Source organism: Streptomyces sp. NBC_00433, from assembly GCA_036015235.1.
GTDB lineage: Bacteria > Actinomycetota > Actinomycetes > Streptomycetales > Streptomycetaceae > Actinacidiphila.
Window position 1 is genome coordinate 6150471 of record CP107926.1, and the last position, 16284, is coordinate 6166754.

The 16284-nt window shown below is 71.8% G+C and carries 9 protein-coding genes; 4 read left to right on the forward strand and 5 right to left on the reverse strand.

What is annotated here, in order from left to right; all coding sequences use genetic code 11:
• Positions 1 to 18: 18 nt before the first annotated feature.
• The gene (locus OG900_26295; GenBank protein WUH93276.1) at positions 19 to 630 is read right to left on the reverse strand and encodes a GNAT family N-acetyltransferase; all 612 of its coding nucleotides are present in this window, start codon (positions 628 to 630) and stop codon (positions 19 to 21) included.
• A 229-nt stretch (positions 631 to 859) separates the two neighbouring features.
• Here OG900_26295 and secA point away from each other — a divergent pair, with 229 nt between their 5' ends.
• Positions 860 to 3661 (forward strand): preprotein translocase subunit SecA, encoded by a 2802-nt coding sequence (gene secA, locus OG900_26300; protein ID WUH93277.1) that lies wholly within the window; start codon positions 860 to 862, stop codon positions 3659 to 3661.
• Positions 3662 to 3782: 121 nt separating this feature from the next.
• Here the strand turns inward: secA and OG900_26305 are convergent, their stop codons facing one another.
• Positions 3783 to 4163, reverse strand: coding sequence for an Rv3235 family protein (locus OG900_26305; GenBank protein ID WUH93278.1), 381 nt, complete (start codon positions 4161 to 4163; stop codon positions 3783 to 3785).
• Between the two features lie 316 nt (positions 4164 to 4479).
• On the opposite strand from OG900_26305, the gene OG900_26310 reads away from it, so the two are divergent.
• From OG900_26310 to OG900_26320, 3 genes are all read left to right on the forward strand, one after another.
• A complete protein-coding gene (locus OG900_26310; protein ID WUH93279.1) occupies positions 4480 to 4986 on the forward strand; it encodes a hypothetical protein in 507 nt (168 codons plus the stop codon).
• Positions 4987 to 5083: 97 nt separating this feature from the next.
• Positions 5084 to 5737 carry an HAD family hydrolase gene (locus OG900_26315; GenBank protein ID WUH93280.1) on the forward strand — a complete coding sequence of 218 codons (654 nt, stop codon included), beginning with the start codon at positions 5084 to 5086 and terminating at the stop codon, positions 5735 to 5737.
• A 288-nt stretch (positions 5738 to 6025) separates the two neighbouring features.
• Entirely contained in the window at positions 6026 to 10981 is a 4956-nt protein-coding gene (locus tag OG900_26320; protein WUH93281.1) for an NAD-glutamate dehydrogenase, read from the forward strand.
• Positions 10982 to 11009: 28 nt separating this feature from the next.
• Here the strand turns inward: OG900_26320 and OG900_26325 are convergent, their stop codons facing one another.
• The 3 genes from OG900_26325 to OG900_26335 form a co-directional block, all read right to left on the reverse strand.
• The gene (locus OG900_26325; GenBank protein WUH93282.1) at positions 11010 to 12953 is read right to left on the reverse strand and encodes a serine/threonine protein kinase; all 1944 of its coding nucleotides are present in this window, start codon (positions 12951 to 12953) and stop codon (positions 11010 to 11012) included.
• A 242-nt stretch (positions 12954 to 13195) separates the two neighbouring features.
• Positions 13196 to 14701: a hypothetical protein gene (locus tag OG900_26330; protein ID WUH93283.1), complete on the reverse strand. Its 1506-nt coding sequence runs from the start codon at positions 14699 to 14701 to the stop codon at positions 13196 to 13198.
• Positions 14698 to 16224, reverse strand: a complete 1527-nt coding sequence (locus OG900_26335) for a DUF6020 family protein (GenBank protein WUH93284.1) — start codon at positions 16222 to 16224, stop codon at positions 14698 to 14700. The genes OG900_26330 and OG900_26335 overlap by 4 nt, the downstream gene beginning before the upstream one ends.
• Positions 16225 to 16284 lie beyond the last annotated feature (60 nt).

Below are 16284 nucleotides of genomic sequence, written 5' to 3' on the forward strand. Positions count from 1 at the left end.
ACCGCGGTCCCGGCGGGATCAGTCGACAGGCCGATCGGAGCCGTCCGGCGGATACGGCAGATACGGGGTCGCCGACTCCCGGCCCCAGTCCGAGGGCAGCAGCGCCGCGCTCCAGGTGTCGCGCCGGACGCCGCGGTGCACGATCTTCGCCCGCAGGGTGCCCTCCATGACGAAGCCGATGCGGAGCGCCACCGCGCGGGAGCCCTCGTTCCCGGCCTCCGCGAACCATTCGACCCGCTCCACGCCCAGCGCCCCGAAGGCCCACTCGCACACCGCCCGGCCCGCCTCGGCCGTGTAGCCCTTGCCGCGCTGCTCCTTCACCGTCCAGTAGCCCAGCTCCGCCTGCCGGCCGGGCTCGGGCAGCTGCCCGAGCCTGAGCAGTCCCATCGAGCTGACCAGGGCGCCGTCCTCACGGGTGAAGACGCCGAAGTTGTACAGGGTGTCGTCCCGCCAGCCCTGGGCGGAGATCCGTTCGACGAAATCCGCCGCGTTCTCGCGGGTGTAGGGCGAGGGGACGGACGTCCAGCGCGGAATCTCCGGGTCCTGGCAGGCGGCCAGCACCGCGTCGGTGTCGCGGGGCTCCAGCGGGCGCAGCAGCAGGCGTCCGGTGGTCAAAGTGACGGGATCCATGGCTCGGCAACACCTTCCGCGGGGGGACGCAGCTGGGGACAAAGGACGTGCGGCCGAGTATTGCGGAGCCTCTGCGACCCCGGAAAACCGTTTTGCCGACGCCGGGCCTCCCGGCCCGCTGGTCTCCTCGCTTACGATGGCCGTTGCAGCAGGGCCGAGGCAGACAGAAAACCCCGCTGTGCCCCGCGCGGCAACCGCGCCAGGCCCGACCGGCAAGGAGCCAGCCTACGTGTCCGTCATCAACAAGCTCATGCGTGCAGGCGAAGGCAAGATCCTGCGCAAACTGCACCGCATCGCGGACCAGGTCAATTCCATCGAAGAGGACTTCGAGAGCCTTTCCGATGCCGAGCTGCGGGCACTCACCGACGAGTACAAGGAGCGGTACGAGAACGGCGAGACCCTCGACGACCTGCTGCCCGAGGCGTTCGCGACGGTCCGCGAGGCGGCCAGGCGCGTTCTGGGACAGCGGCACTACGACGTGCAGTTGATGGGCGGCGCGGCCCTGCACCTGGGCTATGTCGCCGAGATGCGCACCGGTGAGGGCAAGACGCTGGTCGGCACGCTGCCCGCGTATCTGAACGCGCTGTCCGGCAAGGGCGTGCACCTGATCACCGTCAACGACTACCTCGCCGAGCGCGACTCGGAGTGGATGGGCCGGGTGCACAAATTCCTCGGCCTCGAAGTCGGCTGCATCCTGGCCAACATGTCGCCCGCCGAGCGCCGGGCGCAGTACGCGTGCGACATCACGTACGGCACCAACAACGAGTTCGGCTTCGACTACCTGCGCGACAACATGGCCTGGTCCAAGGACGAGCTCGTACAGCGCGGCCACAACTTCGCGATCGTCGACGAGGTCGACTCGATCCTGGTGGACGAGGCGCGTACGCCGCTGATCATCTCCGGGCCCGCCGACCAGGCGACCAAGTGGTACAGCGACTTCGCGCGGCTGGTGCGCCGGCTCAACCGCGGCGAGGCCGGCAGCCTCGGCAAGGAGGAGACCGGCGACTACGACGTGGACGAGAAGAAGCGCACCGTCGCGATCCACGAGTCCGGTGTCGGCAAGGTCGAGGACTGGCTGGGCATCGACAACCTGTACGAGTCGGTCAACACCCCGCTCGTCGGTTACCTGAACAACGCCATCAAGGCCAAGGAGCTCTACAAGAACGACAAGGACTACGTCGTCATGGACGGCGAAGTCATGATCGTCGACGAGCACACCGGCCGTATCCTCGCCGGCCGCCGCTACAACGAGGGCATGCACCAGGCGATCGAGGCGAAGGAAGGGGTGGACATCAAGGACGAGAACCAGACGCTCGCCACGATCACCCTGCAGAACTTCTTCCGCCTGTACGACAAGCTGTCCGGAATGACCGGTACGGCCATGACCGAGGCCGCCGAGTTCCACCAGATCTACAAGCTCGGCGTGGTCCCGATCCCGACCAACCGGCCGCTGGCCCGGATGGACAAGCCGGACCTGATCTACCGCACGGAAGAGGCGAAGTTCGCCGCCGTGGTCGAGGACATCGTCGAGAAGCACGAGAAGGGCCAGCCGGTGCTGGTCGGCACCGTGTCGGTCGAGAAGTCCGAGTACCTGTCGGCGCAGCTGTCCAAGCGCGGTGTGCCGCACGAGGTGCTGAACGCCAAGCAGCACGACCGTGAGGCGTCGATCGTCGCCCAGGCCGGCCGCAAGGGCGCGGTCACCGTGGCGACGAACATGGCCGGCCGCGGTACGGACATCAAGCTCGGCGGCAATCCCGACGACCTCGCCGAGGCGGAGCTGCGGCAGCGCGGTCTTGACCCGCTGGAGCACGTCGAGGAGTGGGCCGCGGCCCTTCCCGCGGCGCTGGAGCGCGCCGAGGAGGCGGTCAAGGCCGAGCACGAGGAGGTCGTCGACCTCGGCGGGCTGTACGTGCTGGGCACCGAGCGGCACGAGTCGCGCCGCATCGACAACCAGCTGCGCGGCCGCTCCGGCCGGCAGGGCGACCCGGGCGAGTCCCGCTTCTACCTGTCCCTGGGCGACGACCTGATGCGGCTGTTCAAGGCGCAGATGGTCGAGCGCGTGATGTCGATGGCCAACGTGCCCGACGATGTGCCGATCGAGAACAAGATGGTCACCCGCGCCATCGCCTCGGCCCAGTCGCAGGTCGAGCAGCAGAACTTCGAGATCCGCAAGAACGTCCTGAAGTACGACGAGGTGCTCAACCGGCAGCGCGAGGTCATCTACGGCGAGCGCCGCCGCGTGCTGGAGGGCGAGGACCTGCACGAGCAGGTGCAGCACTTCATGGACGACACCATCGACGCCTACATCGACGCGGAGACCCGGGAGGGCTTCGCCGAGGACTGGGACCTGGACCGGCTGTGGGGCGCCTTCAAGCAGCTCTACCCGGCCAAGGCGACGATCGACGAGCTGGAGGAGGAGGCCGGCGACCGCGCCGGCATCACCGCCGAGTTCATCGCGGAGACCGTCAAGGACGACATCCACGAGCAGTACGCCGAGCGCGAGAAGCAGCTCACCGAGGACGTCATGCGCGAGCTGGAGCGGCGCGTGGTGCTCTCTGTGCTCGACCGCAAGTGGCGTGAGCACCTCTACGAGATGGACTACCTCCAGGAGGGCATCGGGCTGCGTGCGATGGCGCAGCGCGACCCGCTGGTGGAATACCAGCGCGAGGGCTTCGACATGTTCACGGCCATGATGGACGGGATCAAGGAGGAGTCCGTCGGCTACCTGTTCAACCTGGAGGTCCAGGTCGAGCAGCAGGTCGAGGAGGTGCCGGTGATGGCCGACGCCGAGGTGCAGGACGCGCCGCCGTCGCTGGCCAAGGACCGCCCGGAGATCCGCGCCAAGGGCCTGGACGCGCCCAAGCGGGCCGACCGGCTGCACTTCTCCGCGCCGACGGTCGACGGCGAGGGCGGTGTCGTCGAGGGCGACTTCGCGGGCGAGCCGGCGGACGCCGCCGAGGGCGAAGAGGTCGGCCAGACGCGCGCCGAGCGCCGCAAGGCCGCCAAGGGCGGCCGCCGCCGCAAGAAGTAGCGCCACGGCCCGCAGCAGGGCGTGTGAGAACCGGCCGGGGGCCGGACCGGGAACGGTCCGGCCCCCGGCCGCGTCATGCCGCCGCGCACTGCCTGGTGGGTCGCGGCCGTCCGGTCCCCGGTCACCTGGCGGCGACCGCGGTGCAGTGCCAGCGCTCGGGGCCGTAGCCGGAGGTCGCCCGAACGCCGCCGGACTCCAGGCGGAAGGCCAGCGCGCGGAAGACGTCCCGGTCCAGGCACACCACGGCGCACACTTCGAGCGCCCCGCGGTAGGTGCGGTAGGAATGGCAGCGGTACACGAAAGGGGTACGCCCGCGGTTGCCGCGGGGGCGCCAGTCGGCCCGCTGGGCGTGCAGCTCCCACAGCTGCTGGTACGCCTCGTCCCTGACCTTGCCGGCCAGCATCGTCAGCGGCTGCCGCCCGGTCAGCACGTCGAGCAGCCGGCCGGCGAACCAGTCGTGCGCCGACATCGGGCCGAGGGCCCCGGCCGGCGTCCTGGCCACCTGCGGCCGCCCCGCGGGACGGCGGCTGTCCCGGCGTCCCGGCGGCGCCGCCCCCGCACCTCCCGGCCTGCGCGGCGGCAAGGGCGCGGACGGCGGCACGTGGCCGGGCAGGCGCTTGCGCCGGGGGTCCGGGGCGGCTCCGGAAGAGGGTGCGGCGGGTGGCTGCGGTGGCTGCACGAGTGGCTCCCCAAGATCGCTACTGGCTGGTAGTCAGGTTCTAGGGGCGGCCGCCGGAGACAGGCAAACCTGGTGGGCGCTGTTCGAAGGCGCCGTGGAATTCACCTATCAGGATGGTTGCGCACGTATGCTTCACGCCATGCGCGTCTATATTCCGACGACCCTGGCGGGACTGGCCGAGGCGTACAAGGCGGGCGAGGTGGGCCCCCTGCCGCTCGACGCCTTCGCGGTCACGCCGAGCCTGCGCGAGTGGTATGTCTCCGACGACATAGAGGAACTCGAGTACGCGGCGCTGAACCGGGCCGCCCAGGCGTCGCTCCGGCTGCTCGCGGTTCACCCGGATGTGGCACGCCGCCGCACGGTCATCGCGGTGGACGTCCCCGACGCCGCGGTCCGTTTCGACCCGGACCGCGCGCTCGATCCGGCCGCGCTCGGCGAGGTCCGGCTCTCCCAGCGGGTGCCGCTGTCCGAGGCCGCCGCGGTCCACCTGGACGCCGACGACGCCGAGCCCGACGTGGCCGCCGCGGCCGCCGCGCTGGGCGCTGCGGACGCCGGCGACGACGACGCGCAGTTCACGGTCGACGGCGCCGAGGACCACGAGCTGCTCTGGTACGCCACCCAGGAGATCCCCAATCTGATCGGCTGATCGACCGATACGCCGATCGCCGTACCGTCACACTGCGAGCCGAGTTATCCACAGGCCGCAGAACGTCTTGACCTCCCACGCGAGTACGGTTCTTTCCATGAGCACGCATCTCGTGTGGGACTGGAACGGCACCCTTTTCCACGACATCGACGCGGTGATCGAGGCCACGAACGCCTCCTTCGCCGAACTCGGCCTGCCGCCGATCACCCTCGACCGCTACCGCGAGCTGTACTGCGTGCCCGTGCCCCGGTTCTACGAGCGGCTGATCGGCCGGCTGCCGTCGGACGCCGAATGGGAGGTCATGGACGCGGCCTTCCACCGGCACTACTGGGCGCTGGCCGACGGCTGCCGGCTCGCCGACGGCGCCGCCGACCTGCTGGCCGCCCGGCGGGCCGCGGGGCTCACCCAGTCGCTGTGCTCGCTCGCCCCGCACGCGCAGCTGGTGCCGATCGTGGCCGCGCACGGCATCACCGACCACTTCCTGCGGGTCGACGGCCGCAAGGACACCTCGACGGCGGGCAAGGCCGCCCAGATGGTCCGCCACCTGGAGTCCCTCGGCACGATCGACCCGCGCCAGGTCGTGGTGATCGGCGACGCGCTGGACGACGCGGCCGCCGCCGCGCACGTCGGGGCGCGAGCCGTGCTCTACACCGGCGGGTCGCACAGCAGGACGGCCCTGGAGTCCGCGGGGGTGCCGGTGGTGGACAGCCTCGCCGAGGCCGTCGAGCAGGCCGAGCGAATAGCTTCCTGACGGATCGCCGTCCCGGTTCCGCGTGCGTTCCCGGCCGGTTCCTGTCCATTCGGGCCAAAGGCGTCTGGTGCATTTGTACGAAGACGTCTCCTGACAGCCACCCCGGACGGGGCGATAGCCTGGACGCCGTGATCAACGTTGATCCGTTCTCCCGGGGCAGACTCGTGCCGACGGGCACGGCGAACCCCCTTTTCGGCATAGCGTCGTCCCGTAGCGGAAACCCCGCGTCGCGGTGCGTCGTGCCACCCACCGACGTCACGCAATGGCGCGCGACAGGAGTCAGAGGACATGCAGACCAAGCTGGACGAAACCAAGGCCGAGCGGCTGGAACAGGCAGCGCGGGTCGGTGAGAACAGCCAGAAGGGGAAACTGCCGGGGCAAGGCCTCGACAAAGAGGCGCTGACCGCGTTTCTCCAGCGGTACTACCTGCACAGCGCGCCGGAAGACGTGGTCGACCGTGATCCGGACGACATCTTCGGTGCCGCGCTGTCCCATTACCGGCTCGCCGAGGTACGCCCGCAGGGCACCGCGAACGTGCGGGTGTTCACCCCGAGCGTCGAGGAGAACGGCTGGCAGTGCAGCCACACCGTCGTCGAGGTGGTCACCGACGACATGCCCTTCCTGGTGGACTCGGTGACCAACGCGCTGACGCAGGCCAACCGGGCGATCCATGTGGTGGTCCACCCGCAGTTCACCGTCCGCCGGGACGTCACGGGCAAGCTGCAGGAAGTCATGGCCACCGTCCCCGAGGGCGCGGACGGCACGCTGCCGCACGACATGCTGATCGAGTCCTGGATCCACGTCGAGATCGACCGGGAGACCGACCGGGCCGACCTCAAGGAGATCACCGCCGACCTGCGCCGGGTGCTGTCCGACGTGCGCGAGTCCGTCGAGGACTGGACGAAGATGCGGCAGGCCGCGCAGTCCATCGCCGACGAGCTGGCCGCCGCCCCGCCGCCGCTGCCCGCCCAGGAGACCGGCGAGGCCCTCGAACTGCTGCGCTGGCTCGACGGCGACCACTTCACCTACCTCGGCTACCGCGAGTACGCGCTGACCACCGAGACCGCGGAGGACGGCAGCCCGGAGGACGTGCTGGTCGCCGTGCCCGGCACCGGCCTCGGCATCCTGCGCTCCGACCCGCAGCACCCGCACAGCGACTCCACCCACCCGGGGCATCCCAATTCCCCGTCGTTCAGCCGGCTGCCCGCCGACGCGCGGGCCAAGGCCAGGGAGCACAAGCTGCTCGTCCTGACCAAGGCCAACAGCCGCTCCACCGTCCACCGGCCGTCGTATCTCGACTACGTCGGGGTGAAGAAATTCGACGCCGACGGCAATGTCGTCGGCGAGCGGCGCTTCCTCGGGCTGTTCTCGTCGGCCGCCTACACCGAGTCGGTGCGCCGGGTGCCGGTGGTCCGCCGCAAGGTCGAGGAGGTGCTCGAAGGGGCCGGCTTCTCCGCCGACAGCCACGACGGCCGCGACCTGCTGCAGATCCTGGAGACCTACCCCCGCGACGAGCTGTTCCAGACCCCGGTCGACGAGCTGCGGTCCATCGCCACCAGCGTGCTGTACCTCCAGGAGCGCCGCAAGCTGCGGCTCTTCCTGCGGCAGGACGAATACGGCCGCTACTTCTCCGCGCTGGTGTATCTGCCGCGGGACCGCTACACGACCGCCGTGCGGCTGCGGCTGACCAACATCCTCCAGGATGAGCTGGGCGGCCACAGCGTCGACTTCACCGCGTGGAACACCGAATCGGTGCTGTCCAGGCTGCACTTCGTGATCCGCATCGACCCGGGCGGCTCGCTGCGGGAGCTGGACGACGCCGACGTCGAGCGCATCGAGAGCCGGCTGTCGGACGCCACCCGCTCCTGGGCCGACGGCTTCGCCGAGGCGCTGACCGCGGAATGCGGCGAGGAGCGCTCCGCCGAGCTGGTCCGCCGCTACGGGCAGGCCTTCCCCGACGGCTACCGCGCCGACTTCCCGCCGCGGGTGGCGGTCGCCGACCTCCAGCACTTCGAGGAGCTGGGCGCGGACGACTTCACCCTCAGCCTGTACGAGCCGGTCGGCGCCGCACCCGAGGAGCGGCGGTTCAAGATCTACCGCACCGGGGCGCCGGTGTCGCTGTCCGCCGTGCTGCCGGTGCTGCAGCGGCTCGGCGTCGAGGTGGTGGACGAACGGCCCTACGAGCTGCACCGCTCCGACAAGTCCAGGGTCTGGGTCTACGACTTCGGGCTGCGGCTCGACCCGGCGCTCGGTGACCTCGGTGACGACGCCCGGGGGCGCTTCCAGGAGGCCTTCGCCGCCACCTGGACCGACCGGGCGGAGAACGACGGCTTCAACTCCCTGGTGCTGCGGGCCGGCCTGGACTGGCGGCAGGCCATGGTGCTGCGCGCGTATGCCAAATACCTGCGGCAGGCGGGGTCCACCTTCAGCCAGGACTACATGGAGGACACCCTCAGGACCAACGTCCACACCACCCGGCTGCTGGTCAACCTCTTCCAGGCCCGGCTCTCGCCCGACCACCAGCGGGCCGGCAGCGAGCTGACCGACGGCATCCTGGAGGAGCTGGACGGCGCCCTCGACCAGGTCGCCAGCCTGGACGAGGACCGCATCCTGCGGTCCTTCCTCAGCCTGATCAAGGCGACCCTGCGCACCAACTACTTCCAGCGCGCGCAGGACGGGCAGCCGCACCGCTACCTGTCGATGAAGTTCGACCCGCAGGCCATCCCCGAACTGCCCGCGCCACGGCCCGCGTACGAGATCTGGGTGTATTCGCCGCGGGTCGAGGGCGTGCACCTGCGGTTCGGCAAGGTCGCCCGCGGCGGGCTGCGCTGGTCCGACCGGCGGGAGGACTTCCGCACCGAGGTGCTCGGCCTGGTCAAGGCGCAGATGGTGAAGAACACGGTGATCGTGCCGGTCGGCGCGAAGGGCGGCTTCGTCGGCAAGCGGCTGCCCGACCCGGCCGCCGACCGTGACGCGTGGCTCGCGGAGGGCATCGACTGCTACAAGACCTTCATCTCCGGGCTGCTCGACATCACCGACAACCTGGTGGCCGGCGAGGTCGTCCCGCCGCGCGACGTGGTCAGGCACGACGGGGACGACACCTACCTGGTGGTCGCCGCCGACAAGGGCACCGCGTCGTTCTCCGACATCGCCAACGAGGTCGCCGTCTCGTACGGCTTCTGGCTCGGTGACGCCTTCGCCTCCGGCGGCTCGGTCGGCTACGACCACAAGAAGATGGCCATCACCTCCTCCGGCGCCTGGGAGTCGGTGAAGCGGCACTTCCGCGAGACGGGCCACAACACCCAGGAAGAGGACTTCACCGTCGTCGGCATCGGCGACATGTCCGGTGACGTCTTCGGCAACGGGATGCTGCTGTCCGAGCACATCAAGCTGGTGGCCGCCTTCGACCACCGGCACATCTTCCTCGACCCCAAGCCGGACCCGGCGGCCTCCTACGCCGAGCGGCGGCGGCTGTTCGACATGCCGCGCAGCAGTTGGGCCGACTACGACACCTCGCTGATCTCCCCCGGCGGCGGGATCTACCCCAGGACGGCCAAGTCGATCCCGGTCAACGCGCAGGTGCGCGCGGCACTGGGCATCGCGGCGGGAGCGGTCAAGATCACCCCGGCCGAGCTGATGAAGGCCATCCTGCAGGCCCCGGTCGACCTGCTGTGGAACGGCGGCATCGGCACCTACGTCAAGGCGTCCACCGAGACCAACCTGGACGTCGGCGACAAGGCCAACGACGCGATCCGCATCGACGGTTCGCAGCTGCGGGTCAAGGTGGTCGGCGAGGGCGGCAACCTGGGCTTCACGCAGCTGGGCCGGATCGAATTCGCCCGCTCCGGCGGCCCGGAGGGCGAGGGCGGCCGCATCAACACCGACGCGATCGACAACAGCGCCGGGGTGGACGCCTCCGACCACGAGGTCAACATCAAGATCCTGCTCAACAGCGTGGTGGCCGAGGGCGACCTGACGGTCAAGCAGCGCAACACGCTGCTGGCCGAGATGACCCACGAGGTCGGCAACCTGGTGCTGCGCAACAACTACGCGCAGAATGTCGCGCTCGGCAACAGCATGGCGCAGTCCGACAGCCTGCTGCACGCCCACCAGCGCTTCATCCGCAGGCTGGTGCGCGACGGGCACCTGGACCGGGCGCTGGAGTTCCTGCCCACCGACCGGCAGATCCGCGAACGGCTCAGCGCGGGACAGGGCCTCAGCCAGCCGGAGATGGCGGTGATCCTCGCCTACGCCAAGATCACCGCGGCCGAGGAGCTCATCCACACCGGGCTGCCCGACGATCCGTATCTGCGCGGGCTGCTGCACGCGTACTTCCCCGTGCCGCTGCGGGAGCGGTTCGCACCGCAGATCAACGCCCACGCCCTGCACCGCGAGATCGTCACCACCGTGCTGGTCAACGACACGGTCAACACCGGCGGCACGACCTTCCTGCACCGCTTCAGGGAGGAGATCGGCGCGACCACCGAGGAGATCGTCAGGGCGCACACCGCGGCCCGCGCGATCTTCGGGCTCGGCGCGATCTGGGACGAGGTCGAGGCGCTGGACAACACGGTCGACGCGGCCGTGCAGACCCGGATCCGGCTGCACTCGCGTCGGCTGGTCGAGCGCGCCACCCGCTGGCTGCTCAACAACCGGCTGCAGCCGCTGCAGATCGCCGAGACCATCGAGGACTTCACCGACGGTGTGGCCGTGGTGTGGGCGCAGCTGCCGAAGCTGCTGCGGGGCGCGGACCTGGAATGGTACGAGTCGCTGCACGACGAGCTGATCGCCGGCGGGGTGCCCGAGGCCCTGGCCATCCGGGTCGCCGGCTTCTCCTCCGCCTTCCCGGCGCTGGACATCGTGGAGGTCGCCCACCGCAGCGGCAAGGAGCCGCTGGACGTGGCCGAAATCTACTTCGACCTCGCCGACCGGCTGCAGATCACCCAGCTGCTCGACCGGATCATCCTGCTGCCGCGCGCCGACCGCTGGCAGTCGATGGCTCGGGCCGCGATCCGCGAGGACCTCTTCGCGGCGCACGCGGCGCTGACCGCGGACGTGCTGGCGGCCGGCGACGACCTGGCCACACCGGAGCAGCGTTACCACGCCTGGGAGGAGCAGAATTCCGGCCTGATCGGGCGGGCGCGGACGACACTGGAGGAGATCCAGGGGGCCGAGGAATTCGACCTGGCGAGCCTGTCGGTGGCGATGCGGACCTTCAGGACGCTGCTGCGCACCCACCGCTGAGCCCGCGGTCCGCCCGGCCGCCGGGGGGTCAGGACGTGCCGCCGCCCGGAATCGTCCAGAGGGTGAGCAGGCCGGTGTAGACGGGGGTCTTGTAGAAGTTCGCCGTCGGCTCGGTCTTGGTGATCGTCCACATGGCCAGATGGCCCTCGGCGGTCACCATGCAGAGCCGGTCACCGACCTGGAGCAGCGCGTTGGAGCCGACCAGGTCCTGGGCGCCGACCTGGGTCGGCAGCGGGGCGGACTCGGCGGCGCTCTTGCAGTCCGCGGGCTGGTCGGTCGGGGACTTGCCCGCGGGGGTGTCGAAGGTCAGATAGTCGTCGCCGTAGGTGAACTCGACCTGGCGGTTTTCGAGGGTGTGCTGCGGGTCGACCTTCGGCTGGTCCAGGTCCACGTCGGGGCCGGAGTCCAGGCTGTTGGGCGGCCGGACGGTGAGCGGGTGGTCCTGGAAGACCACCGTGTAGTCCCCCGGGCCGGCGCCGGTCGGGTCGGCGGCCGGGGTGGTGTCCGTCGGCGCGTTCGAGGGGGTGTGCCGCTGGTCCGGCGCCTGCGAGGCGGGAGCCGAGGGGCCGCCCGAGGAGGTGCCCTTCGAGGAGGCGCCGTCGTTGTCGCTGTGCCGGGTGAAGGTGTAGGTCAGCGCCACCGCCAGCACCACGGCGAGGACGCCGCTGCCGATATAGAGCACCTTCTGCCTCCGGCCGACGGGCCGGCCACCGCCCGGGGCGGGCGCGGGAGTCGCGGCGGGCGCCGGGTGCTGCGGGGTGCCGGGCGGCTGCCAGGACGAGGTCCCGGCCGGGTAGGCGGACGTCAGCGGTGCCGTCCCCGGGCCCTGCCCCGGGCCTTGACCCTGGCCCTGACCCGGGCCTTGACCCGGGCCCGCGTGCGGCGGGGCGGCCCCGAAGGCCCCGGTGGGCGCGGCCGGCGCTGCCGGCGCTGCCGGTGCGGCCGGCGGGATCTCGGGCACCGTCACCGGTATGCCAGGGGTGCCGGAGGCCGGCGGGACCGGGGGCCTCGGCGGTATGGGGGCGGCGGCCGGTGCCGCGTTGGGAGCGGACTCCGGCTCCAGGGGCAGCTTGGCCGCCGCCTCGCGCCGTACGATCTCCGCGGCCACCGGCTCCGGCAGCCAGCCCGCCACATCCCGCAGCGGGCGGCCGGCCGCACGGGCGCAGGACTCGGCCAGTTCCTCGGGCGAGGGGCGGGCGTCGGGGTCGGCGGTGAGGCAGCGCTCCAGCAGTTCGCGCAGCGGCTCGGGATACGAGCTGAGGTCGGGCGGCCGTATCGCGGTGTTGGCGATCTGCGCGGCCAGCGTGATCGCGCCCGCCTCGCCGTACGGGTGCCGCCCGGTGGCGGCGACCGCCGCGATCAGGCCGAGCGAGAAGACGTCGGTGGCCGGGGTGAGGGCGAGCCCGTTGGCGTGCTCGGGCGACATGAACTGCGGGGTGCCGATCAGTCCGCCGCTGCGGGTCAGCGCGGTGGAGTCCGCGGCCCGGGCGATGCCGAAGTCGATGACCGAGGGGCCCGCGGCGCCGAGCAGGATGTTGCTCGGCTTGAGGTCGCGGTGGATCACGCCCGCCGCGTGCACCGCCCGCAGCGCCTCCGCCGCGCAGCCCGTCAGCTGGAAGACGCTCGGCAGCGGCAGGGCGCCGTAGCGGGCCAAGGCCTCGTCCAGCGGGAGGCCGGGGACGTAGGCGGTGGCCAGCCAGGGCTGGTTGCCGGTCGTGTCGTGGTCCAGGACCGACACCACGTAGTAGCCCTGCACGCGGCGGGCCGCCTGCACCTCCTGCTGGAAGCGGCGGCGGAATTCCTCGTCCTGGGCGTATTCGCGCCGGATCACTTTCAGGGCGAGCGGCTGGCCGCCGCGGGTGTGGCTGAGGTACACGCTGCCCATGCCGCCCTCGCCGATCCTGGCGCGGAGCCGGTAGCCGGCGACCTCGCGGGGATCCTGCGGCTGGAGCGGGGTCAGCGGGCGGGACATGTTTTCTTGGCCGGCGATTTTGGGCACCCCCCGGGTAGACGAAGTGATGCTACCCGCATGGGGGTGGTGGGGGGTTGGGCTTGTGCCGCTTGCCTTGCGGCGCCAAGGGGGTGCCCCCCCGCTGTTGTCTCTGACGGTGCATCAGGGCAGGGCGCGCGGTTCCTCGCGCCCCTGGGCGGGTGCCGCTTGGGGCGCGTCGCCCTCTTTCCCAGGGCTTCGGCTGGGGTACCCCATCGCCGGGGTCAAGGGGCCAGGTGGAAGAGGCGTTCGCCCGTGTGGGGGGAAGTGGACGTCAGGGTGGCGGGGGTCGGGGGGAGGGTGGAGGGGGGGAGGAGGAGCCAGGTGGCGTGGTAGCGGTGGGCGATGGCGGTGCGGCGGGGGAGGGGGGTGGACGGGGAGAAGTACGCGGTGGTGTCGGACCAGCGGCGGGTGCGGTCGGCGGCCGGGGTCGAGGGGTCGGGCCAGGTGGGGGCCACCAGGTAGAGGCCGTAGGCGGGGAGTACGTGCATCGGGATGGACGCGTCCGTCAGGACGACCGCGCCGACCGGGACGCGGTCGGCGACCCAGCGGTAGTCGGGCCAGCGCGACGGGTGCGGGGTGGTGACGGGGAGCCAGCGCTGCGGGATCACCGAGCCGATCTGCGCGGCCAGCGCGAAGCACAGCGCCACCGCGGCGACCGGCGCCAGGAAGGCGCGCAGCCGGGTCCAGGGCGGGGCGGCGGCCAGCTCGACGGCGAGGGCGAACTGCAGCGGCACCAGCAGGAGGGCGAAGACCCGGCCGTAGGTGTAGTGGCCGCTGAACCAGCCGTACGCGGCGACGGCGCTGTCGGCCGCGAACATCAGGACCAGCGGGTCGCGCAGCCGGCGCCGGGCCCGCCAGGCCAGTGCGGGCAGGCCGGCGAGGGCGAGGCCGTACCACTGCCAGGGGTGGATGTAGAGGCGGCGGTGGACCTGGTCGACCGTGGTGTCGCCGGCGAGCGCGAAGACGTCGAAGTACGGCCAGGCCAGGGCGGCCGCGATGGCCGCGACACCGGCCACCGCCCACAGCCCGGCCACCCGCCGGGACCAGTCGCGCTGCCGCCCGGCGACGGTCGCCGCGATGCCGACGCTCGCGGCCAGCGCGGTGATCGGGTGGATGAGCAGCAGCACGCCGGCCGTGGCGCCGAGCCCGGCGTACGACCAGGCGGTGCCGCCGCGCCGGGCCAGCCGGTCGGTCCAGGCCCACAGCAGGAAGGCGAGGCCCACGGCGAAGGCGCTGGGGTAGGACGCCCCGCGGGTCAGCGACCACACCCCGCAGAAGCCGCTCCATTCCTTGCCCTGCACGCCCCACAGCAGGGTGAAGGCCAGCAGCGCGTAGACGGGTGCGGCCCGCCGGCTGCTCAGCGTCCTGGCGTAGGCGCCGACGCCGACGACGAGCACCGCCAGGTTCAGCGGGCCGCACCAGCGCACCATCTGCCATCCGGCGGCGCCGGTCAGCCGGGCGGCGAGGCCGAGCGTGACGATGTAGGGGGAGTAGTAGGGGCTGTCGGTGCCGGGTTCGTCGAGCAGTGGGTTGGCCGGGTGCCAGGGGTTGTCCTTGACGCGCTGCACCGCGGAGGCGTGCTGGCCGAAGTCGGAGGCGATGGGGGTGTGCCAGGCGACGACGGCGAGCAGCAGCCAGAAGCCGGTGCCGATGATCGCGTACGGTGTCGGCCGCCAGGCCAGGGCGCGCGTGCGGTCGCGGAGCGCGACCCGTGCTTCCCCGGTCACGTGGTGGCGCCCGAGCGGGGCGGCGCCGTGCGGACGGGGCGGCGGGCGGGCCGGCGGGGCGGTTCGTCGCCCGGCGGCCGGTCGGCGGGGTGGGCCGCGGTCAGCAGCGGCACCGCCAGGAAGCCCAGCAGGACCGGCGCCGCCATGTAGCGGAACAGCCCGGCCGGGGTGGCGACGAGCACTGCGACCTGGAGCCCCGCGGTGGTCGCCGCCAGGGCGAGCGCGGCCCGCAGCGGGCGGCGCCGCACCAGCCGCAGCACGATCAGATACGTGGCCCAGCACCACAGCGAGCCGGTCCACAGGAACCAGGTCAGCTCGGGCGCGCGGGCGGCGGTGTAGGCCCACACGCCCGCGCGGTGCAGCGAGGCGGACGGCGGGTCGGTGCGCAGCGCGGGCAGGAAGCGGCTGTGCTCCATCAGGCCGCCGGGCCGGGAGTAGCCGAAGCGGTTGGCGGGGATGACGGGCGGCTGCACGAAGATGTCGGTGTCGTTGTGGGGCAGCGCCCAGGCGATCCTGCCGCGGCACAGGTGGGCCGACAGCATGAGGTCGGGCCGCTTGGACAGGATGTGGCCCCAGACGTCGAGCAGCCTGCCGTTGAGCCTTTCCGCGGCCGGGCGGTCGAAGGGCGTGCCCATCAGCGGGTCGACCCAGGCGCAGTTGGAGCCGCCGGCGGACCAGTGGCCGAGCGGCGCGACCTGCCGCATCACGGCGAGGTCGGAGCCGCGGAAGGACTGCGGGGCGCGGTGGTAGGCGACCGCGATGTCGGCGTAGTTGAAGGCGTAGTAGGAGCTGGTGCGCGGCTCCTGGATGCCGATCGCCGGGTAGACGCCGAAGTTGAGCCCGAGGGCCAGCGCGGTCGGGATCAGGGTGGCGGCGGCGATCCTGCGCCAGTGCCGCGGCATCGCGACGAGCAGCACCGCGCCCGCGGTCACCACGGCCGGGTAGGTGTTGTTGCGGAAGACCGACAGGCCGAGCATCGCACCGGCCAGCAGCCACCAGTGCGGGGCCGGGCGCTGCCGGGCGGCCAGGTGGGCGCAGGCGCCGAAGGCCAGCACGGCGGCGATGGCGTAGGCGCTGTCCTTCCACACGAAGATGGCGAAGGTGCCGGTGGAGGGCACCAGCACGACCGCCAGGGGCGCGGCCGCCGCCCACCGGCCGCGTACGCCGAGCGCGCGCAGCCCGTGGCACACGTAGCCGAGCGACGCGGCAAGGGCGACGGTCTGCACGAACGTCAGGGCGGCGACCCCGCCGGTGATCTGCAGCGACAGCCACACCAGGACGTCGTAGGCGACGGCGTGGTCGCTGCGCCAGTGGCCGGTGGTCACCTGCCAGACGTAGGTGATCGAGTCGAAGCTCATCAGGCCGGGGTAGAAGGCCAGCCACCAGGCCAGCAGCACCGCCTCGCAGAGCAGGCCCACCGCGAGCGGCAGCCTGGCCCGCTCGGGCACCCGGTCCGCGGTGCGGCGCAGCGCCGCGAGCGGCGGGAGGGAACGGGCTCCGCTGAAGCGGCCGATGGTCGTCACCCGATTTCAACGCGGTCCGCGCGCAAAGGTTTCGCGCCGCCCCGCCGACGGCCCCCGCAC